Here is a 21,054-nt window from a genome sequence, read left to right on the forward strand (position 1 = left end):
CGGGCGTACTATGTGCGCGGGGGGGACAGCGCGGGCTCAGCCGGCTGACATTTTTTTCTGTTGTCTTGCGGGGTGCGATTGAGTGAATATTTCCAGTATCGAAGGGGTGCCAGAACGTGCGGCCCTTTGGGAGAACGCGTGGTCGCGATTTGGACCGCGTGTCGGCGGCTAGACACTTGGTCTTGCAGCAGGTAATACAAGCCCGCGCGTTGCGGGTAAGGGATAGAGAGTTTGGGAGGCACTATGGGAACTTGGGGTAGCGGCATTTTCGAGAACGATGCGGCGGCGGATTGGGCATTCGGCTTGGAAGAGGCGGAGGACTTGTCCTACGTCGAGAATACTCTGGACCGAGTCATCCAGGCGGGGGACGAATACCTTGAAGCTCCGGACGCGGAAGAGGGATTGGCCGCCGTCGAGGTGGTCGCGCGCCTCAAAGGAAAATGGGGCATTAAGAGCCCCTATTCCGAACCCGTCGATATGTGGGTCAAGAAGATGAAGTTTAAGCCCAGTCCCGACCTCGTGAAGAAAGCCATCGCCGTAGTCAACCGCGTTGTTGTCGAACCCTCTGAACTCCTCGAAATGTGGACCGAGACGGATGAACTGGACGAGTGGAAGGACTCCGTGGCCGAACTGAAATCCAGGGTTTCCGCCTGACGCACGGCGGTTGATTCGGCCGGGAGCGGGGGACGTGAATATACTCGTAGTACTGGGGCATCCGGACCCATCCAGTTTCAACCATGCGTTGGCGGCGGCCGTGTGCGATGAACTGGCCGCAAAGGGGCATGAAGTTATCTTTCACGACCTCTATGCCGAACGGTTTGACCCATTCCTGCCTAAGGACGAAATCCCGGAGGATGGGTTCGTTCCCGCGTACATACAGAGACACTGCGACGTTTTGCGCAATGCGGACGGAATCGTGATTGTTCATCCGAACTGGTGGGGACAGCCCCCTGCTTTGCTCAAGGGCTGGATCGATCGCGTGATTCGGCCGGGAGTGGCCTACCGGTTTGAAGAAGGCGACGGAGGGGAGGGCGTCCCGATTGGTCTGCTCAAAGCCCGGACCGCGCTGGTGCTGAATACGGCCAACACGCCCGACGAAAGGGAACGTAGCGTCTTTGGCGACCCGCTTGAGACTATCTGGCGCAATTGCATTTTCGGCCTATGTGGTGTTAACGATGTACGGCGAAGAGTGTTCAGCGTGATCGTCACCAGTTCCGAAGAACAACGTCGTGCGTGGCTGAGCGAGGCCAGGGAACTCGCCATCTCGGCGTTCTGTTAAGTCAAGGAGAGAGGGGCATGGGTAGTCATGTCGTGACTGGCGCGTTTGGCTACTCCGGCCAGGTTATTGCGCGCATGCTGCTTGAACGCGGGCACGAGGTGCGAACGCTGACCACGTCTTCCCGCGATCCTTTTGCCGGGCGGGTTCCGGCGAGCCCGTTCCATTTTGACCAGCCCGACAAGCTCGTGGAGTCACTGCGTGGTTGCGAGGTTCTCTATAACACCTATTGGATTCGTTTCAACTACGGCACGTTCACGCGGGCTCAGGCGGTCAAGAATACGCTGACCTTGTTTCGCGCGGCACAGGACGCGGGGGTGCGGCGGATTGTCCACGTCAGTATTACAAAGCCCTCGTTGGAAAGCCCCTTCGAGTATTTCCGCGAAAAGGCCCGTCTCGAAGAAGCACTACGCAACTCGGGGATGAGTCATGCTATTCTACGTCCGGCAATCCTGTTTGGCGGGTCGGATATTCTAATTAACAATATTGCGTGGGCTACGCGGCGGTTCCCTGTGTTCGGCGTGTTTGGTGACGGGCGCTACCGGGTGCAGCCGATACACGTGGAAGACTTTGCCGGGCTGGCTGTTGAACTGGGGGCATCGACGGAGAATGCCACGGTGGATGGCACCGGGCCGGAAGTATTCGAATTCCGCGAACTGGTTGCGTTAACGGCCAAGTTACTTGGATTGAAGCGGAAGATTGTTTCGATGCCGCCGGGATTGGCGCACTTCGCCGTATCGCTTATTGGAAAGGCGGTCGGCGACGTGATATTGACCCGCGACGAAATCGATGCTCTGATGCATGATTTGTTATGGACAGACGCCAAACCCACGGGTGCCACAGTGCTCAGCGAGTGGATTCGCGATCATGCGGACACGCTCGGGCGAACGTATGCCAACGAAGTTGCCCGAAGGAGGTAGGTGAAGAGGTGAATGTGAACATTCGAGATTTCTTGCGGGACGACACCGAAGCGATTGTCCGCCTGTACGTGGAGACGGTCCGGCGGGTAAACAGCCGCGACTATGCCCCGGAGCAGATCGCGGCCTGGGCGCCCGACGACGTCAACATCGACGAATGGCAAGAACGTCTCGACAACCGGTACACGTACGTTGCCGAGATGGAAGGCAAGATCGTTGGTTTCATCGATCTGGAACCTCGCGGGTGTATCGACTGCATATACTGTCACGCCGAGCACCAGGGAGAAGGTATCGGGACAGCTCTCTTGGCGCGTTGCGAAAAACACGCAAAGGCCATGGGACTCGGCCGTCTGTACACTGAAGCCAGCATCACTGCGCGGCCCTTTCTGGAGAAACATGGCTACACGGTGACTGAAGAACATGAGGTCACTCGGAAGGGCGTTCGTTTTACCAATTTTCACATGGAGAAGCGAATCTAGCCGGGACCTCTCGGGAACACATGCCAGTCAGTCTCGCAAACGGCGCCTGTGCGAGACCTGAAGCAAAGAGAGCCCCTTCACCATATCCTTGAAGTCTCGCACGCGAACCATTCACGCCGGCGCAAATTGCTTATCAACCGTGAAAGTAGCGCTCCCGGTGGCGAGCCTGCTACCCTCTGCGCGGTCATCGCTGCAAAGGAGTCTGACAATGGTTTCGCCTTTCCGTGTTCGATTGTCTTTAATTGGCGCAATCCTCTCCATGAGTTTTATGGCAGGTTGCCCAGTTCCGGCGCCTCCCGCGGAGGAACCGGACCCCTATACGTTTGCCGACTATTGGCCCATGGCCATCGGAAATTCCTGGACGTTTGCAGAGAAGACCCCGCACGGGAGTTTCGATTCCTTCGACGACGAGTTGTCGTACACGGTGGTCGATAGCGATCTGATTGGCGCGTATACCGTGTGGCATCTGGAGCGGAAGGACCTCAAGACCAACGCTACCTCCACATTCTACGTCTGCAATGTGGATGGTGTCATTTACAGCAGTGAAGACTTCGACGACTTTGGGTCGCTTCCCACGGTCGGTTCGGGCGCCACAGCTATCCAAGCTGACGAATACCCGAAGACACTCAGCGCGCTCAGCCCCATCTACTTACTCGTGCAAGATTTTGACTTGTTCTATACGACGGGCAAGCTCAAGGATATCGGCTACATTGGATTCCTGGGGGCCACCCAAGAGGAAGACCAGCCTTTTGAGTTGAATGACTTTCCGGTCGACGCCGACACATGGGTTGTTCAAACGCACGATCCAGAGACGCGTCTGGTGAACAACCAGCCGACTGAGGTGGAGTTTACGCGGACACTGTTTGCGTGGGGCGTGGGGCCTCTGTTCGATCTCATTCAGAGTCGCGAATTTGGCGCGTTGCACGCGCGTGTGCTTAGCAAGGCCCTCGTGAACGGAGTCAGATACCGGCGTTAGTCAGCATGGTGCACGCGCGCAACGGAGCGCGGGCGCTAGATTTGCGTTCCGCCGCGCCGCTTAATCTCGGTGACCGCCTTGCGCACGTCTTGGGCGCGGTCCTTCGGGACCACCAGCACGCCGTCTTTGGTGACCACCACGACGAGGTCCTTTGCGCCGACGACACTTACCGCGACTGCCTCGGAACCCGCGTCGTTGTAGACAATACATCCCTCGGAATCGACAAGAACTGGGTTGCCGACTGTCACGTTCCCTCGGGCGTCTTGGGGATAGCTGCGCTCAAGAGCAGGCCAGGAACCCACGTCGTCCCAGGGGAAGTCCGCCCTGACCATGACCGCCCGGCGCGCGTGTTCCATCAATGCGTAGTCGATGGAGATGTCTTCGAGCGTTTCGAAGATTGCGATCGCTTCCTGGTGTCGTCCGCCAAGCAGCGCATCCGTAATCTTGCGGATGGCCGAGGCCAACGCAGGCCGCGCGGTATCCAATTCCGCAAGAAAAGTTGACGCCCGCCAAAAAAACATGCCGCTGTTCCAGAAGTAGCACTTCGCCGCGATGAAGTCTTCCGCGCGTTCTTGGCTTGGCTTTTCGTGAAAGGCGCGCACGGAATACGTCGCCGGGGTACCGGGAGGCGTGGACGACAGCGCCTCGTCAATCTGGATGTACCCGTATCCGGTTTCCGGCCGCGTGGGAACGATGCCCAGGGTTCCCAATACGGTGTCCTTTTCAGCGGCATCCAGTGCCGCGCTCACCGTTTTGCAGAACAAGTCCGGGTCGCCGATTTGGTGGTCAGCCGTGATTACGGCCATGCTTACCTGCTCCGGAGTCTTGCCCTGATCGGCCAGGATTGCCGCCGTGGCGAATGCGAGCGCGCCCGAGGTGTTTCGCTTGCAGGGTTCGCCCAAGACGTTTTCTTTGGGGATGTTGACCCCCGATTCCCGAATAGGGGCTACGAGCCGCTGACTCGTGACGACATAGATTTGTTCCCGGGGGACGACTGGCAACAGACGGTTCACCGCCTCTTCGAGCATGGACTCGTGCTCGCTGGTCAATCGGAGCAGTTGCTTCGGTTTGTCTTGCCGCGACAGCGGCCAGAATCGTTCGCCTGAGCCGCCCGCCATAATAACGCCAACCCGAATCGTATGTCCTACGTACGCCATTCCCTATCCTTTCGACCGTTCGTATGTCGTTACATGGTAGACTCTTGATTCGGGCACTGCAAAAGCGTCGTTCCGGGATTGTAGACCCCCTAGCCGTGTGTTATTATACGAGACGCTTACACGAGCGGACCTTTGATTTGCGCTGCAACATGAGGTAATTGCTTCACTTATGAATGGCTTCCTAAAGCAGATTTCCCTCTGGGTCGTTCTCCTGATCATTCTTGTGCTGTTGTTGACCACGTTCTCCACCGGCCGGACGGGAGCGGAGAAACTCTACGTAGACGATTTCGAGAGTCAGCTTATCGCTGACAATATCAAGAGCCCGGTGCGCGTCACCAAGAATGAGAAAGAGATCTACGGTTTCAAGGCCGAATTCAAGCAACCGTACAAGGGCCAGAAGAGCATCGCCATCCAGAACGACACCTTCCCGGAGTCGTGGCGAAAGCTTCTGGACGAAAAGAAGATTACCTACGAGGTAGCCCAGGAAACGACAGTCTGGTTCGAATTGCTGACCAGTTTCGTTCCGCTATTGCTCATTATCGGCGTGTTCTGGTTTTTCATGTTTCGACAAATGCAGGGCGGTAGTAACAAGGCCCTGTCTTTTGGGAAGAGCCGTGCGCGTCTCGTCAATCACAGCGACAAGGTCGTCACCTTCGACGACGTGGCGGGTGTGGACGAGGCCAAAGAGGAGCTTCAGGAGATTATCGAGTTTCTGAAAGACCCGAAGCGCTTCTCCAAACTCGGCGGCAAGATCCCCAAGGGCGTGCTGCTTGTAGGCCCTCCGGGGTCGGGCAAGACTCTGCTTGCGCGCGCCGTCGCCGGCGAGGCCCACGTGCCGTTTTTCAGCATCAGCGGTTCCGACTTCGTCGAAATGTTTGTCGGCGTTGGCGCAAGCCGCGTGCGCGACCTGTTTCAGCAGGGGCAGAAGCACGCACCGTGCATTATCTTCATCGACGAAATCGACGCCGTGGGCCGTCAGCGTGGCGCTGGTTTGGGCGGCGGACACGACGAGCGTGAACAGACCCTCAACCAACTGCTCGTGGAGATGGACGGCTTCAACACGAACGAGGGCGTTATCCTCATGGCCGCCACGAACCGGCCCGATGTGCTGGATCGCGCGCTGCTTCGTCCGGGGCGTTTTGACCGGCAGATTGTTGTGGCAAATCCCGATATAAAAGGCCGCGAGGCCATCCTCGGCATCCACATTCGCAACAACGGCGTGCCTGTCGACGATACGGTTGTGGTGAATACGCTGGCGCGCGGCACGGCCGGATTCTCTGGCGCCGACCTCGCCAACATGGTGAACGAGGCGGCCTTGCTTGCGGCGCGCCGCAATCAAGAAAAGGTCACCATGATTGACTTCGAGGACGCGAAAGATCGCGTGCTCATGGGACCCGAACGGCGTAGCCTGATGCTTAGCCCGGCGGAAAAGCGCAACACCGCGTACCATGAGGCTGGACACGTCTTGGTCGGAAGGCTTCTTCCGAAGGCCGATCCCGTACACAAAGTGACCATCATTCCCCGCGGACCGTCGCTGGGGTTGACGAGCATGATCCCCACGGAGGACCGTCATAGCCTCGCCAAGGCGTATTGCTTGGCAACCATGCGGATGATGATGGGCGGCCGCGCAGCGGAAGAGATCATCTTCGATGAGTTTACGAGCGGCGCCTCCAACGATCTGAAGCGCGCTACCGAACTCGCGCACGCGATGGTCTGTCAGTGGGGCATGAGCGAACTGGGCCCCATCTCCTTCGGTTCGAATACGGAAGTCTTCCTGGGCCGCGATTTCGTGAAAGAACGCGACTTCAGCGAAGAGACGGCGTCCGCGGTCGACAAATCCATTCACAAGCTGTTGGAAGATGCATATGCCGACGCGAAGCGCATGCTTCAGGAGCACAAAGACATCCTGACGGCGATTGCCGAAGAGTTGATCGAAAAAGAGACGCTGGATGCGGACGAAATCGACGACATCATTCGCAAGCACGGCGGCGATCATCTGCTTCCTCCGCCCAAAGAACAGACGCCTCCTTCGCCTCCCAAACTGCCTGCGCAGACGACGTCCACAAAGGTATTGCCTGCGGAGCCGGAAGTGGGTGATCTCGGCCCCGGACAGATTGTGCCTGGCACAGCCTGACGATAGAGTGACTTCTTGAGTTTGACGTCCCCCGGACTTCGGTCCGGGGGTTCTTTTTTGCTGGAGGCGACGTGTCGAAAATCTTGCTATTTCTAAAGTGATACTTTATAAATAGCACCATGAAATACATCCAGCGAACTCTCGAAAGTCAATTGAAGCTGGCCGCAAAGCAGTTTCCCTCTATACTTCTCACAGGTCCCCGTCGTGCCGGAAAGACGACTCTGCTTCGACATCTTGCACCGAAGGCGAGTCACGTGTTGCTGGAAAGTCCCGATGTCGTGGCCCAGGTCCGGTCAGACCCCAATGGGTTCCTGGATAGTCTTTCGTTTCCTGTCGTCCTCGACGAGATACAGAACACGCCCGAGCTGTTCGCGTACATTCGTGCGAGGATTGATCGGCAACCGCGCAAGATGGGACAGTGGTTGATCACCGGTTCTCAGGAAGCTCCTCTCATGCAGGGTGTCTCCGAGTCTATGGCTGGCCGGGCCGCCGTCTTTCAACTGCTGCCGTTCTCTCGCAGTGAGAGTCCCAGAGTTTCTGTATTCAGGGGTGGTTTTCCCGAAGTGATTCAGCGTCCCAAAGCGGCCGATATCTGGTTTCGGTCGTACATCCAGACCTACTTGGAGCGAGATGTCCGTTCGGTAACATCGATCCGCGATCTGTCGACGTTTCGGCGTTTCCTGGCGTTGCTGGCGAGCCGGTGCGGTCAGATTCTTAACAGAACCGACATGGCCGCGCCGCTGGGTGTTTCTGTCCCCACCATTTCTCAGTGGCTGAGCATTCTCGAGATCACCGGCCAGATACTGCTTGTTCCGCCGTTCTACGAAAATTTCGGCAAACGGATCATGAAGTCGCCAAAGCTCTACTTCATGGATACGGGACTTCTGTGCCATCTGTTGGGAATTGCCAATGAGAAGAGCTTGGGCGAATCGGTCTTTCTTGGCCCGGTTTTCGAGTCCTTTGTCGCCTCGGAAATTGTGAAACTACAGATTCATTCGGGGAGATCCAAATCACTGTATTTCTTTCGTGATCTAAAAGGCTTGGAAGTCGACTTTCTTGTCCCGCTCGGGGACCGTAGAGTGGTCCTACTGGAAGCGAAAGCGACCAAGACGCCGAATCCCAATATGGCTAAACCGGCGGATAGGCTCGCTGCTTCAATGAAAGGCTACGACGCTAAATCGTATGTCGTATGCAAGGCCCACACGAAGGAGAACCTTTATCCCGGATTGACGCCTCAGACTAAGATTGCAGCGCTTGACGATCTGGCAGATGTGCTAGGATACTGATCCCGGTGTGTGCCTTTGATCGAAGAGAGGAGGTGCGTTTCCGTGCCCGAGCCAGTCGACCTTCAATCGGAAGAAAGTGTTGCCTATGTCTTCCTCAATCGTCCTGAAGCCTACAACGCATTCAACCCCGAACTAGTCGAAGCGTTTGCGAAACAGATGATTGTGTTGGCGAGAGACCCTTCTGTACGTGGCGTTGTAGTCTCCGGGCGTGGAAGAGCTTTTTGTGCTGGGGGTGACCTGAAGTGGGCAGGAGCGTGTGCGCAGGGTCCCGCGCGGGGTTTTCACGAACTGGCGAGTCTGTTTCACCAAGCTATTCTCGAGATTCGGCGCATGGCAAAGCCGGTCATCGCGGCGATTAACGGTGTCGCGGCGGGTGGAGGCTTCTCCCTTGCGCTGGCATGCGACTTTCGCGTGATGGCGCGCTCGGCCATTTTGCGGCAAGCCTATACGTCCAACGGACTGTGTATTGACGGCGGCGGTACTTTTACGCTGCCGCGACTGGTGGGCGTGGCCCGCGCGCTGGAAATCGTCGCCTTCGATCCGGCTATTAACGCGGAGCAAGCCCTGGCCTGGGGTCTCGTTACGAAGGTTGTAGACGACGCGGACGTGGTGAACGAAGCCGGTTCGCTCGCCTTATCGATTGCGCAATCCTCTCTGCATTCCTTCGGTCTTTCGAAACAACTGTTCAACGATTCATTCAGTACCTCCTTGGAAACCCAGTTGGAGCGCGAGCGCCAGGGTATCTGTGCGTGTGCAGAGCATCCCGATGGAATCGAGGGTCTGCGTGCGTTCGCGGAAAAGCGTAAACCCGTCTATGAGAAGCAGGGAGCAAGCCAGTGACGCCGACTATGCTGGACTCCATTGAAGAATACGTGCAGCTACGACAACGGTATTGGGAGACCAAGGATTCGGAGGAGTTCAAGGACGATTTGCGGGCTTTGAAAGCGAGCTTGCCGAAGGATGAAACCTGGGGAGCATACCTCGAAGGGCGTATCCTCTTTGAGGAACGCTGCTTCGAAGCCGCACTCGCGCACTTCGATAGGGTCTTGGCAATCGCCGACAAGCAACGGATACCGCTCGAGCTTGTCCTATGGTCCCTGTACAACAAGGCGGTGACCTTGAAGGAGCTGGACAGGACTGCCGATGCGCAGAGGGTCTTCGCCGAAATCATCGAAATGTTCGAAGACGAAAAGGGTTCCGAGTTCCTGTACTACGTGAACCGTGCGCGCCTGAGTTGCGCAACCCGGCGCATTGCGGCAGGCGAGGTCTCTGCGGGCATGAATTTGTGCGAGGCCATCCTTCACGAAGCGTTGTCTTCCGTTGATGAGCGCCAATTCCCTCTGGCGGTTGCCGCGGCAATCAAGAAACTGGGCGCCCTGACCGATGCCGGAGCCGACAAAGAAGCGGACGACTTCCTCGAACAAGTTCTTCCCAGTATCGCGCGCGAAGCCGACCGAACATATCTCTCCATCTGGCTGAGACTCTACCGCGCGCGTAAAGCGCTCTCTGGCGGAGACCTCGAATCGGTGCAGCAGGACTACCTGCAAATCCGCAGCGATTTCGCGGGGATGTGCACGCCCGAACACAGGGAGATAGCCAGATTAATCGCTTACGGAATGGGCAACGCCGGCTACGTCATGTATCAACAAGGCGAATACACCGATTCCATCATGGCGTGCGATGACGCGTTTTCCATACTCGACATCGCGGGCAAGACTGGGGAAGAGCCAGTGGCGGAGCCCTTCGCATGGCACGTTGCTTATGTCAAGTTCGCGGCGCTCGATAAGATCGGAGATGATGTGGAGGAAATGCTCGCGCTGTGTGACGCGTCCTTGCGCAGACCGCGCGACATCCACTTTTCCGAGGAAGAGGTCCTCAAACAGCACCTGACTTGGGCACGATTGGCCATTGAGAAGTGTGACCTGGATTTGGCGTTGCGCAGTTGCGAGGCGATTTCATTGATGGGTATTGGGGAAAACTTCCACGGACCTCTATTCCTGACGCAGGTGAACTCCTATGTGTTGCTTGCCCGCGCGTGTATGCATGCCAATGCCAACAGAATTCGCGAGACCGCCGACGTGTTCGGAGACTTGATCCAGTACCTCCGCTCTCGACACGTCATGGATTGGTCCCTTCTACGGCACGCGCTTGCCAGGAAAGCCTTCTACCTATACGCGCTGGGCGAACGTGACGAAGCGCGGGCCGTTTATCAGGAACTGATTCGGCTGTGGTCGGACGATGAAGACACCGCTCAAGAGCACGAGGAAAAGAGAAGCCTGCAGAACTACTTCTGCAAGAAATATGAAGCGATGGCCCGTGACTGAGGACGGATGATCATTCTTTACCCAGCCGGTCGGAGAACGGCTTCTGCCTTGCTACCTTGAGGTTCCTTCGTTTCGACGCTACTCTTTTCTCACCAGGAACAGGAAATCCCCGTGTCGCTTACGGAACTTGGACAGAAGACCCTTGTTATGGGCGTGGTAAACGTCACGCCAGACTCGTTTTTCGACGGCGGTCTGCACGATACCGAGGACGATGCCGTGCGGTACGCGGGGGACTTGGTGCGCGATGGCGCGGACATCCTGGACGTGGGAGGGGAGTCGTCGCGCCCTGGGGCAGCACCCGTCAAAGCCGAAGAAGAACAGCGGCGAGTCCTGCCGGTTATCGAGCGGATTAAGCGCTTCGGAATGCCGGTCTCTGTGGATACGTACAAGGCGGACACGGCCCGCAAGGCGATTCGCAGCGGGGCAACGCTTGTGAACGACATCACCGCGTTTCGCGGCGATCCGGAGATGGTGGAAGTTGTAGCGGAAGCGGACTGTACGTACATAATGATGCACATGCAGGGAACCCCCGAGACGATGCAACTGCAGCCGAAATATGTGGATGTAATTGATGACATCTGCGCCTTCTTCGAGGAGCGGATGAATTTTGCGGTGAAACGCGGGGTCAGGCTGGAACGAATCTGGCTGGATCCAGGTTTTGGTTTTGGCAAGACGGTGTCGCAGAATTTGGAGTTGCTGCGGCGATTGGGCGAATTCCGGGGATTCGGGCGGCCCATCTTGATCGGCACGTCCAATAAGTCCACCATTGGCAGGGTACTCAACTTGGGTGCGGAAGAACGTACCGAGGGTACCGCGGCCACCGTCGTGATGGGCATTGCGAACGGCGCGGACGTGGTGCGCGTGCATGATGTAAAGCGAATGGCTCGAGTCGCGAAGATGACCGACGCCATTTTGGGAAGAGGGAGCTATGACTGATCGACTTTTTGGCACGGACGGTATCCGCGGCGTGGCCAACGTGCCGCCGATGACTGCCGAAATTGCATTGCGCGTCGGGCGCGCCGCAGGCTACATCTTCCAGCAGGAGGATCGCCAGCACACCATCCTTATCGGCAAGGACACGCGGCTCTCGGGCTATATGATCGAGACGGCGCTCACGGCGGGACTCTGTTCGATGGGCGTCAACGTGTTGCTGGTTGGTCCGCTGCCGACGCCGGGCGTTTCGTACATCATGCGCAGCCTGCGGTGCGACGGCGCGATCATGATCTCCGCGTCCCACAACCCGTTTCAGTATAACGGCATCAAGTTCTTTGGCCCAGACGGATTCAAGATTGCCGACGAAGTCGAGGACGAGATTGCCCGCCTCGTGCATAACGGCGAGCTGGACAGTCTGCGGCCCACCGCCGAGCGCATCGGCACGGCGCGCCGCATCGACGACGCGGTCGGAAGGTACATCGAATTCGCGAAGGCCACGTTCCCCAAAGGCATGCGACTCGACGGGCTCAAGATTGTCTGCGACTGCGCCAATGGGTCCAACTACAAGGTCGGGCCCTTCTGCTTTTCCGAACTGGGCGCGGAAGTGATTTCGATACACTGCAAACCCAACGGCCGGAACATCAACGACAACTGCGGTTCGGTGCATCCCGAAGATATGCGCGCCACGGTGATTCGCGAACGCGCCGACCTCGGGATTGCGTTCGACGGCGACGGCGACCGCGTGGTCATGGCCGACAACGAAGGGCGCTTGCTGGACGGGAATGCCTTGTTGGCCGTGCTGGCGATCGATATGCTCGAACGCGACGCGCTCCCGCACAAGACCGTTGCCACGAACATCATGGCGAACGGGGGATTGCAGAAGGCCCTCAAGCCCTACGGCGGCAACGTTCTCTGGACCAAAGTCGGCGACCGCTATGTCGCGGAAGGCATGCGCGAGCAAGGGCTGCTGCTGGGCGGAGAATCCTCCGGTCACCTTATCCTGCTCGAACACAACGTAACCGGCGACGCGCTCATCGCGGCGCTTCAGATCCTCGCGACCATAATTCGACGCGACCAGCGCCTATCGACACTCGCTGCCGCGTACCAGCCCATGCCCGAGGCCCACGTCAGCGTGCCATTGGGAGACAAAGCACGTCCCGCGGAAGAAGCGCTCAACGAGGTGCGCCGCACAGCCGAACAAGATCTGCAGAACGGGGGACGTATCGTGATCCGCGCATCGGGCACCGAGCCCATCGTGCGCGTCATGGTCCAACACGACCAACTCAAGGCAGCCGAGGCCCTGGCCGACCAACTCGCCAAAAAGGTCGCCTCGCTCACCTGACACGTTGGAGATTAGCCCTCGGAGATGACGGACAGGCAATCAATGGAAGCGCAAGCCGTAAAATATTCCGTTTACGAAGCCTTCGACAATCCGCAGGTCCGCAATCTGCACCGAAGCGGCGGAAAACAGGGACTGACACAAGCGAAGCGAAGCGGAGACGTGTCTGTCCCTGCTTTCCGGGGTCAAAACAAATGCGGCGGAGACCAGGGACTGACACAAGCGCAGCGAAGCGGAGACGTGTCTGTCACTGCTTTCCGCCCCATAAGTATGGGGCAGTTCGCCTGGCAGTTGCACCGGTTGTAGAGGGGTAATATGACCGAGGGACAAAACACCGAGTGGAGGGCGTCCTGTCGCGATGAGTAAGAAGAATCAAGCCCTCTTGCCATCCGGTTCATTGCTGATCTACGAGTCCGAGGACGGACAGATCAAACTGGATGTGCGTCTGGAACGGGAGACCCTGTGGTTGACGCAGGCGGACATGGCCCGGCTGTTCGGTTGCTCCGCGGACAATATCTCCCTGCATCTGAAGAACATCTATCAGGAGGGGGAACTGGCCGTGGAGGCAACTGCCGAGGAATTCTCGGTAGTTCGAGCAGAGGGCGCGCGCAAGGTCGCGCGCCGTATCACGTTCTACAACCTCGACGCCATTATCTCGGTCGGCTACCGGGTGAAGAGCCTGATCGCCACGCGGTTCCGCATCTGGGCCACGCAACGTCTGCGCGAATACATCGTGAAGGGCTTCGCCATGGACGACGAGCGCCTGAAACAAGCGGGGGGCGGCGGGTACTTCGAGGAGTTGCTGGCCCGCATCCGGGATATCCGCTCCTCCGAGAAGATTTTCTGGCGCAAGGTCCTGGACATCTAGTGTAGTGAATCGTAATTGGGGCAACATATTGGAAGACCCCAGGAAGAGTCAAAAGCGGCGGAAAACAGGGACTGACACAAGCGCAGCGAAGCGGAGACGTGTCAGTCCCTCTTTTCCGCCTCCCAAATAAGATGCCATCAGTATGAGTCACTCCACTAGCGGAGCGCGAATTGAAGCGCATTGGATCCGGGAACCGAGCCGGTGGGGGCGAACGATGAGTAAGCCGAAGACAGACTGAAGAACGGCGGACCCATCGTCATTCGCGCATCCGGCGCCGAACCCATCCTGATCGTCATGATGTAACACGACCAACTCAAAGCAGCCGAGGCCCTCGCCGATCAACTCGCCAAGAGCGTCGCCTCGCTCACGTAACACCCGTCTCCAAATGTGGGGCAGCCGCCCCCGGCTGCCATTCCGTAGCGCCCGGTTTGGATCGTACTCGCGTGTATCTATGAACGGTAAGTAAGGCTTCTCGACTAATAGAGCTTGAGTTGACTATGGGGAATCAGCAGGCGAACACGCTTGTTCTTTGCGCGGTATCGTTCAACGACCTCACGTCTTTCGAGGACAGTAAGGCATCGCATCACCCGCTTCGCAAACTGCAATCGAGGATTACCACGCGTCAATATACGCAACTCCCTGAGGACGCGCGCCGTCAACGATTTCTCCGTGCAAGATTGATTTGAACACTTCGAAAGAATACGAAGAATAGCGTCCTGAATTTCTGAGGATGCCACATCTTCGGGGCGATGTCCGGAAGCGGCTGATCTGCCCGAGAGATCATCGTCTTTGTCGTTGCGGTCTTCCTCTTCATCGCCTTCGCATTCTTCTTCTTCGTCATTTTCCTCAACAGCGTCAGAATCCTTGTCTTCACGTTCCCTTCTGTCCGATTCCTCTTCGTCCTTATCTCGCTCAAAGGGACCACAAGAGTCACCCCAATGGGGGAAAATAGACCGCTCTTCCAGCAACCTCCACAGACTCTTGAGTGCTTCATCTTTGTTTGAATAGAAAGCTGATTCCTTGACGCGGAAGAATTCCCACCCGCAACGCTCAAGTTGCCTTTGCCGATTCATGTCGTCTTCATAACGGTCAGCGCCATGCCATCTGTCGCCATCGCATTCGACCGCGAGACGCGCCTGACCTCCCTCAACCACGAGATCTATCCGTTTCCCCGCAACTTCATACTGCGGAACGACACTGAATCCAAGACGGAGTAGTTCTAGCGCCACATCGACTTCAAACCAGCTTTCAAAGGGTTCTCTTGGCTTTTCAATCGTGCGATTAGCCTGAAATGCCAGTTGTTCCAGTTCGTCACGGCTAATCCCGGCTATGTGTCTTGGCTTCGTATTTTCAAAGAACTCAAGCAGCCTTCGACGTAGACACGACGAACCGAGATCGTTGGAGGTGACGGAATGGAAGAGAATCATCATGTCTTGCGCACGGCTGGCGGCAACGTTAAAGCGTCGCTCGTCCGCTGCCCTCGTAAGCGAGCCGATTCTTTCATTACTGGCCGCGACGAGTGAAAGCAACATGATATTTCGCTCGTCACCCTGGAAACTATAAGGATTTCCGCAGATCAAGCGCCGCCGTTCCATTTCCTCTGCGCCCAAGCGTTCGAGAAGTCGGCTCTCGATCAAAGCCGCTTGCGCTTCACCTTGAAGAACAACAACACCCACAGACATTCCGTCATATCGCGAATTTCGACAGATTTCGACAACCCGTTGAACAATGGCGTCCGCTTCTGGGGGATTAGTTGCACGGCTGTCAGAACCCTCACGATATCCACCACTCACGAGGACATGTTCAAGTGGTGGCAATCTGTCTGGTCCATACTGCCGTAATGGTATCAATGTGCCTCGGTAACAAAGATCATTGCTGAAGCGTATGATTTCCGGCATGCACCGGAAGTGCTCACGCAAGGTAATCTGGCGGGTGCCGTATCGAAGCTTAGCCTGATCGAAAAGGCTTGCATCCCTATGAAAAGCATCCTTGTGCTCGAAATCGTAAAGGAATCTCTCCATTAGTTGAAAGACTTCATCCCTATTAATGAAACCTTCTTCTGGGCTGATCTGCTTGTCATCTCCAACAATAACGACCTTTTTGCCCAAATAAAAGAGAGGGAGTCCCTCAAGTCCACACTGAGAAGCTTCGTCAACAATGATGACATCAAAGATGCCCGGCGCGGGGTCCACCGTGTCCCAGACCCGGTGCAGTGGCATAACCCACGCAGGCACCGCCACGCGACATTCGTTCAAGTGTTGCTGAGCTTCGCGTCTGTGTCGCGGCGCATGTCTTCCCGTCCCTCTTCCAAGCCGCTGCATGGATTGCTGCCAAGCTACCATGTGGCGGCGATGTTCTTCTTTGAGTCGCGAGAAACAGAATGACCAAGCATGAAGCGAAGCGAGTTTTGCGATATTTCGATTTATCTCGTCCTCGATCTGTTTGGCACGCTGGGTGAGTGCTGCAGCATCCTCCTGTCGGATGTAATCCTCAATCCAGTATCGCGCCTGAGCCCAATGCCAAGCGTCGTCAATATGCTCGATACGCGCCTCCCAATGTGGGTCATCACAAGTTTGTTTCAGGTAATCCGCGAATTTCGGATACTGGCGGCGTAAGTTTGAGAAATACGCATCCGCTTTCTGAAGATGCTGTCGCCGTTCCTCAATTTCGCGAATTCTATCTAGACTCTGCGCAACCCCATTTATGTCACGGTCTCGAATCGCTTTGAGTAAATCACTCGTCACCGGATGCGCATTGTCTTTGCTGGCCACACGGGAAAGTTCACTCTCAATGCACTTGATTTCCCCGACAACCTGGCGCTTTTTAATACAAGCCAGTGAATGACGGCACGAGGAGATTACGCTTTCGACTTGGGATTCGTCGGCCCAAACGGGCTCGTCCATCGGCAAGCATTGCCTTATCGCTTCACGGCATTTGGAGATAAGCCCCACAAGTGACAAGGCATCCTCGAGTCCATCACGTAGAGACTTTAGCCCAGTCAGTTGAAGAGTATACGGCCCATGTACCTTGTCGCTTCTCCCCATCCAAAAAGACCATGCCTTTTCGCATTCAATGCGCACGTGCAGTGTGTCGGCAAGGGCTGAAAAATGCTCGACTGTAGTGCAAGGGCGGCCTCCTATCTTCACTGACTTGATCACGTAAAGCCGCTCTCTCACCGCTCTCGGGCGGAAGAAAGACCAACCCAGTTTCCCGCCATTTTCCATGTAACCTTTTAGCTTACAAGCGTCTTCATGCAACGTCCTGATATCGGCACTATCCGGAAATTCGACACGGGTTCCGTCTGCGACGGAAACAAGTTTCTCGATGGACGAAATGACACCTTGTGTGACATGGAGATGCTCATCCCACATGCGAGTATTGCCGCCTAAGATATCGCGTACAGCAGAGTTCATCCATGAATACGGTGCCCTACGCAGCCTGCTGAGGGTGCTGCGGAAATCAGACAACGCATCTCGAATTGCCGCTATGGTCGTGGGATCGCTTTTTCGTATCAACATATCGACAACGCATTCATCGGATCCACTTGCCGCTCTACGCTCTTCTTCAATTGCATTTGTCTCATTCTCTACCAGATTGGCAAAGCGTTCGATGGGTAGATCCCCTTCGAGAAGGGCAAGGCTCATCTCTCTTCGCTTTTCTGGCGTGAATTTACGCAGGGTCATAAGGATGCCGCACAAGTCTCTTACGGATATGGGACATGGCTTATCCAAGGGGGCAAAGTCCATGAACCATTCGTATTTAGCCCGATTACGGTTTACGGCTTCGGCAATTCTAGCGGCCGTCCCGCGATAGGTCCCTTCCGCAACAGATTGCGTATGCGTCTCAGATTCGCGAATAGTGCGGAGCCGCCTGTTTACTTCGGACTTCTCCTCGCGAAGTTCTCGGACACGGATTTCAAGTTCCTCGCACTCTTGCTTGTCACGCTTCTTGTTCCTTCTTTCATACTTGCCAAGAATGCCGCCAACGCTAGATTCGAGTGAACGGCGCTCATCCGGGCCATTGCCAAGCAAATTAATGCAGAGAGGACGCAATTCATCTGGGACATGTCTTTCAAGGACCTGAAGTGCACGAGGCGTTTTGGCCGTAATCAGCGTTCGTTGTCCAGTTGCGAGAAGATGACAGATTAGGTTGGCGATGGTATGAGATTTTCCAGTTCCGGGCGGCCCCTGTACCAGTACGCCATTTGTCGTCTGAATCGTGTTGACTATGCGGCGCTGCTCATCGTTTGATGGTTTTGGAAAGAAAGTCTCTCCATCAAGCATCGCGCTCGGCTCTCTCGGCCTATCATCCCCTTCCTGGTCATCCTTAGCGCGAATCTCTGCAAGGTCACCAAATTCACCTGGGATGTCTTCGCCTCTTTCAATCTGTTCCTTGATCCGCTTCAACGCTTCGGTAAGACCTTTGGAGGAACGCTTTCGCAAAATCAAGGCAGGAGCATATTCGACAATTGGTCTTTCTGTCGCATGGATGACTTTTGACTCCAAGGAATCGTCATATTCTCCCTGGGAACTAATTGAACGCACCAAGATTTCGAGGGCCTCTTGGATACACTCTCTTTCCCATGGGTCGTCTTCGGCGGCATTCAACGACTCTTTCGCGGTTTCTTCAGCGCGTATTGGCTGTTCTTCGATGGTCAGCATATCGAGTTCCGGCCGGAGTCTGGCTCCCTCGGCATGAGGTCGAACGGTGAATCTGCCCAACTGCGCTTCAAATTCCAATGTGGCGTCAGCGACGATCAAGTGGCGCTGGACGTGTTGCCCAGTGGGCGTCCTCCAGGTAAGCAAACCCAAGCCGAGAATAAGCTCAAATTCTTCGCCGAGCCGCAACTGCTCTTGATGAATGGCAAAGAGATCCGAATAGACCTTGTGTACTTCTTCCCATGCATCGTGCTCTTCCGTCCAAGGTAGCCACTTCTCTTCCAGATATCTTTCCCATACTTGTTGGACTTCCGGATGCTCGTCAAGCCGTTCGGTTAGTGCGATGTATTCAGGCTGATCCGCACCTTCGTGCCAATCAGGGTTCCTAGACTGTCGGGTGATCTCTGGAGGGAGTTCGGGCAAATTGCCCTTTTCTCGTAGCAATGACAGATTCGCCCACTCCCTACATTGAGTAGGAGTAACGGGCAATTTCGGTTCTGGCCGGTTCTGCACTTCTAACCATTCGGCAGCATCGTCCTCTTCACCATGTCCCCATGCTAGAGTGAAACAGCCCTTCTGGTGCGGAACTCTGGAGAACCAGAGGACTCTAGCTTCATCGATACTACGAGTAATTTTCGCGCCTACACTCGACAAACGAATAAGGTACTCAACCAAGCGACCAGCTTTTTCTACAGATGACATTGGCTCTTGCCTCATTAACAGATTGCCCCCCCTATTACTAAAGTATGAATTATGTACCTCCTCTCAATCAATTCCCTTTCTGATCTGAGAATGAGTAGATCGTAGGAATTTCATCTGATATAGCGGGTTAATTGTGCGGCTCATCTACATATTGCCATTTGCCCACTAAAGGCCATTTCTCAGGGTTTCCTCCTTCTGCCGGACAATTCCTGCGCGCAAGGCGTTATGACTCGTCAGTACTCTGGGCAGACGACTGTTACGTCCACGTCATCTTCAGATCGCGTTTGGTGGCGCGGCAATCCTGAAGATAGAGGTTGATCAGGGTCTGATAGGGGATGCCTTTCTTCTCGGCCTTCTCCTTGAAGTACTCGATGACATCCGGGTCGAGACGAAGCGTTATCTGCTTCTTCAATCGCTGCGCGTAGGGATTCTTCCGCGACTTCATTTTGGTCAAGTCATATTCGGCTTTCACGTCAAGAACTCCTATAGAGTCTGGATTCACTTTCCGTACTACTATGTGAAAGAGTCTGTGCAGGCTTCGCGAATCTCGCCGTGTTCCCCGCGGTTTGAAGTTACTCGCGTAAAGTTGATTCTCTTATCGGAGTTCATCGGTGTGAATCGGTGGTTGAATCATCTTGGTCGCGGCGACATAACTACAATGTAACTACACGCTCCTTTCCGTCAACCCTTCACATGGGCATGGCGGCTCACATTCCACTGGCAACCCGCGCCCGGCGTCTTGGTCGGCAACGCCTCGCTGATGCTGGCTCCCTCTCCAATGTGGGAGCCGCCCTCGGCTGCCATTTTGTAGCGCCCGGCACGGAGAACGGTCTACTTCTGTGCAGTGAAGACTCCAGATCGTTTTGCGTCAAACCGCAGAAGGAATACTCCTAAGAAACGGACCCTACAAGTTGCTTTCGCCATTACAGGGCTCCCGTTGGGAGGGGGCTGGTACCTGGGGTTTCGATTCGCGTTGGTGACGCGAATCTCACCCCAGGCTGGAGTCTGCCGTGCCTGCGGCACTCAAGAGAAAAGGCCGTCCGCTTTGCATCAGTTTCTACCACTGAAACCCGCGCTCGCGCGGTCCCCCGCTCAGGAGTAATTGAATTCGGAACCCCGCAAGTCCCTCGTTTCGCGAGCCGGTCTTATTCCGAGGAAGGCTCTGCGCTTCACGGCAGTGCAACGAACTCGCCCATATATAGGAGGGACAACTTTCGAGGAGTGAACCATGCCCACCGGTGTTTGTACCGGTTGCGTCGCCCGGACGGCTGGGCGCGATAGCGCGATCGTTCGGAAAGACATTTTCCCCGAGCAGAGCCACTCGCTCACCGCGCCTTCGCGGCTCTGCGCGATTTCGCATTTCGGGACACCCCCTTGACTCGTCAAATTACGTGGGGGGGGGGGGCACACCCCCGTCTCTGCGGCGAATTTCTGCGTCCGAAATCGGGATGAACCCTTTTGAGAAGTAGTGTAAACATACTAAGTAAAGGACTTAAGCTAATGGATAGTTCGCCATTCGCTTCGCGCTCCCGAAGCACCCCCCCCTTGAATCGTCAAAATGCACAGGGGTGCACCCCCCTGTCTCTGGTCTCTCGCGCGAGGCCGACGGGGGAAGAAGGCGGTGAGTGTTAGTTGCTCTCGTGTTTGCGGTCGACGGTCACGATCTTGTTGTGCGCGTCGACGTGGACGTTGATTGCGCTCCAGCCTTTGGCGGTCTTGGCGTCGACCATTGCGTAGGTCAGGACGATCACGATGTCGCCGACCTGGCCCAGGCGCGCGGCGGGTCCGTTCAGGCACACCACGCCGCTGCCTCGGGCGCCTTCGATGCAGTAGGTCTCGAACCGTTCGCCGGAGTGGACGTTTAGGACCTGAACCTTTTCGTAGGGCAGGATCTCCGCCGCCTCCATCAGGTCGAGGTCGAGCGTCAGGCTCCCTACGTAGTTCAATTCCGCTTGGGTCACCGTCGCCCGGTGTACCTTGCTCTTCATCATTGTCAGGAACATGT

Annotated in this window: 16 protein-coding genes; 12 read left to right on the forward strand and 4 right to left on the reverse strand. The window is 56.2% G+C overall.

From position 1 onward, the window contains the following. The first annotated feature begins 243 nt into the window (after window positions 1-243). The 5 genes from K1Y02_08900 to K1Y02_08920 all read left to right on the forward strand — a co-directional run bounded on the left by K1Y02_08900 (window position 244) and on the right by K1Y02_08920 (window position 3,648). A complete protein-coding gene (locus K1Y02_08900) occupies window positions 244-654 on the forward strand; it encodes a DUF4259 domain-containing protein (GenBank protein MBX7256466.1) in 411 nt (136 codons plus the stop codon). Window positions 655-688: 34 nt separating this feature from the next. Beyond that, complete coding sequence (locus tag K1Y02_08905; GenBank protein ID MBX7256467.1) at window positions 689-1,279, forward strand: NAD(P)H-dependent oxidoreductase; 591 nt, start codon at window positions 689-691, stop codon at window positions 1,277-1,279. Between the two features lie 17 nt (window positions 1,280-1,296). Further along, window positions 1,297-2,196: an NAD(P)H-binding protein gene (locus K1Y02_08910; protein MBX7256468.1), complete on the forward strand. Its 900-nt coding sequence runs from the start codon at window positions 1,297-1,299 to the stop codon at window positions 2,194-2,196. Between the two features lie 14 nt (window positions 2,197-2,210). Beyond that, window positions 2,211-2,672, forward strand: a complete 462-nt coding sequence (locus K1Y02_08915) for a GNAT family N-acetyltransferase (GenBank protein MBX7256469.1) — start codon at window positions 2,211-2,213, stop codon at window positions 2,670-2,672. A 208-nt stretch (window positions 2,673-2,880) separates the two neighbouring features. After that, window positions 2,881-3,648, forward strand: a complete 768-nt coding sequence (locus K1Y02_08920) for a hypothetical protein (GenBank protein ID MBX7256470.1) — start codon at window positions 2,881-2,883, stop codon at window positions 3,646-3,648. 35 nt (window positions 3,649-3,683) lie between these two features. Here the strand turns inward: K1Y02_08920 and K1Y02_08925 are convergent, their stop codons facing one another. Next, window positions 3,684-4,805, reverse strand: coding sequence for an NTP transferase domain-containing protein (locus K1Y02_08925; GenBank protein MBX7256471.1), 1,122 nt, complete (start codon window positions 4,803-4,805; stop codon window positions 3,684-3,686). A 169-nt stretch (window positions 4,806-4,974) separates the two neighbouring features. Between K1Y02_08925 and ftsH the strand changes: the two genes are divergently transcribed. The 7 genes from ftsH to K1Y02_08960 all read left to right on the forward strand — a co-directional run bounded on the left by ftsH (window position 4,975) and on the right by K1Y02_08960 (window position 13,689). Beyond that, a complete protein-coding gene (gene ftsH, locus K1Y02_08930; GenBank protein MBX7256472.1) occupies window positions 4,975-6,939 on the forward strand; it encodes an ATP-dependent zinc metalloprotease FtsH in 1,965 nt (654 codons plus the stop codon). Between the two features lie 119 nt (window positions 6,940-7,058). Next, window positions 7,059-8,225 (forward strand): ATP-binding protein, encoded by a 1,167-nt coding sequence (locus K1Y02_08935; protein MBX7256473.1) that lies wholly within the window; start codon window positions 7,059-7,061, stop codon window positions 8,223-8,225. A gap of 42 nt (window positions 8,226-8,267) precedes the next feature. Then, window positions 8,268-9,065, forward strand: a complete 798-nt coding sequence (locus K1Y02_08940; protein ID MBX7256474.1) for an enoyl-CoA hydratase/isomerase family protein — start codon at window positions 8,268-8,270, stop codon at window positions 9,063-9,065. Beyond that, the gene (locus K1Y02_08945) at window positions 9,062-10,549 is read left to right on the forward strand and encodes a tetratricopeptide repeat protein (protein ID MBX7256475.1); all 1,488 of its coding nucleotides are present in this window, start codon (window positions 9,062-9,064) and stop codon (window positions 10,547-10,549) included. Before K1Y02_08940 ends, K1Y02_08945 begins: the two co-directional genes overlap by 4 nt. A 147-nt stretch (window positions 10,550-10,696) precedes the next feature. Beyond that, the gene (gene folP, locus K1Y02_08950; GenBank protein ID MBX7256476.1) at window positions 10,697-11,485 is read left to right on the forward strand and encodes a dihydropteroate synthase; all 789 of its coding nucleotides are present in this window, start codon (window positions 10,697-10,699) and stop codon (window positions 11,483-11,485) included. Continuing rightward, window positions 11,478-12,824 carry a phosphoglucosamine mutase gene (gene glmM / locus K1Y02_08955; GenBank protein ID MBX7256477.1) on the forward strand — a complete coding sequence of 449 codons (1,347 nt, stop codon included), beginning with the start codon at window positions 11,478-11,480 and terminating at the stop codon, window positions 12,822-12,824. The genes folP and glmM overlap by 8 nt, the downstream gene beginning before the upstream one ends. Before the next feature lie 355 nt (window positions 12,825-13,179). Continuing rightward, a complete protein-coding gene (locus K1Y02_08960) occupies window positions 13,180-13,689 on the forward strand; it encodes a virulence RhuM family protein (GenBank protein MBX7256478.1) in 510 nt (169 codons plus the stop codon). Window positions 13,690-14,165: 476 nt separating this feature from the next. Here the strand turns inward: K1Y02_08960 and K1Y02_08965 are convergent, their stop codons facing one another. From K1Y02_08965 to K1Y02_08975, 3 genes are all read right to left on the reverse strand, one after another. After that, complete coding sequence (locus tag K1Y02_08965; protein ID MBX7256479.1) at window positions 14,166-19,049, reverse strand: AAA family ATPase; 4,884 nt, start codon at window positions 19,047-19,049, stop codon at window positions 14,166-14,168. Window positions 19,050-19,305: 256 nt separating this feature from the next. Beyond that, window positions 19,306-19,521, reverse strand: a complete 216-nt coding sequence (locus tag K1Y02_08970; protein ID MBX7256480.1) for a BrnA antitoxin family protein — start codon at window positions 19,519-19,521, stop codon at window positions 19,306-19,308. 1,156 nt (window positions 19,522-20,677) lie between these two features. Continuing rightward, window positions 20,678-21,052 (reverse strand): aspartate 1-decarboxylase, encoded by a 375-nt coding sequence (locus K1Y02_08975; GenBank protein MBX7256481.1) that lies wholly within the window; start codon window positions 21,050-21,052, stop codon window positions 20,678-20,680. Between the last annotated feature and the right edge of the window lie 2 nt (window positions 21,053-21,054).

The organism is Candidatus Hydrogenedentota bacterium (assembly GCA_019695095.1).
Lineage (GTDB): Bacteria > Hydrogenedentota > Hydrogenedentia > Hydrogenedentales > SLHB01 > JAIBAQ01.